Raw genomic sequence first — 1,114 nt, 5'->3', positions numbered from 1 at the left:
ATCGGGTTTTCGGCGATCATTTTGCGGTGAGGCTTGTTATGATTGCTGCGTTGACGATGTCTTCGGGGGTGCACCCCCGGGAGAGGTCGTTGGCGGGGCTGGCGAGGCCCTGGAGGATGGGGCCGATGGCGTGGCAGCGGCCGAGGCGCTGGGCGATCTTGTAGCCGATATTGCCCGAGGCGAGGTCGGGGAAGACGACGACATTGGCCGGGCCGGTCAGGCGGCTTTTCGGGGCCTTGCGGGCGCGGATTGCGGGGTCGAGGGCGGCGTCGAACTGCATCTCGCCGTCGATTTCCAGGTCCGGTTCGGCCGCGCGGACCAGCGCCAGCGCCTCGCGGATCCGCTCCAGGCTGTCATGTTCGGCCGAGCCGGCGGTCGAGAAGGACAGCAGCGCCACCCGCGGGGCCTGGCCCAGCAGCTGCCGGCAGGACCGGGCCGAGGCGCGGGCGATGGCGGCCAGTCCGGTGGCATCGGGGGCGATGACGAGGCCGCAATCGGCGAAGATCATCGCATCCGGCGCCGCCGTTTCCGCGGGCGGGATCATCAGGAAGAAGCTGGACACGATGGCCGCGTCGGGGGCCCGGCCGATGATCTGCAGCGCCGCGCGCACCGTCTCGGCGGTGGTGGCGACCGCGCCGCCCAGGGTGCCGTCGGCCTGGCCCAGGCGCACCCGCATCGCCGCCTGCCGGATCGGGTCGCGCATCTCGGCCAGCGCGCGTTCGGCGGTCATGCCTTTCGCGGCCCGCATCCGGTGCCAATGGGTCGACAATTCGACCAGGTCCGGCGCCGCGGCCGGGTCCAGCGCGGTGACGCCGGCAATCCCGGGCCCGTTCATCAGCGTGATCCGGGCCAGCCCCGCCTCGGTGAGGCGAAGGGCGGCCTCGGCCACGCGGGGGTCATGGCCCTCGGGCAGGATGATGTGGCGGGGCCGGGCGCGGGCGGCCGCGCGCAGGCGGTCGAGAAGCGGCGGCGTGGCGTCGGTCTTGGCGGCATCGGTCATCGGCCTGATCCTTCCGGCGGCGGGGCCGGGGCAACCGGCGCGGGGGGGACGCTGCCCCCGGCCCTGCGGACTGCCCCGGGATACCGGACGACCCGGGCGGGGCGGGGGGCGGCA

General features: G+C 74.0%; 1 protein-coding gene. It reads right to left on the bottom strand.

All coding sequences use genetic code 11. The features are described 5' to 3' along the window. Window positions 1–16 precede the first annotated feature (16 nt). Complete coding sequence (locus tag B4L36_RS06675) at window positions 17–1,000, bottom strand: phosphate acetyltransferase (RefSeq protein ID WP_292954208.1); 984 nt, start codon at window positions 998–1,000, stop codon at window positions 17–19. Between the last annotated feature and the right edge of the window lie 114 nt (window positions 1,001–1,114).

This window comes from Paracoccus sp. UBA889 (assembly GCA_002294185.1).
GTDB lineage: Bacteria > Pseudomonadota > Alphaproteobacteria > Rhodobacterales > Rhodobacteraceae > Paracoccus.
This window is presented reverse-complemented; position numbering and strand designations above follow the sequence as displayed.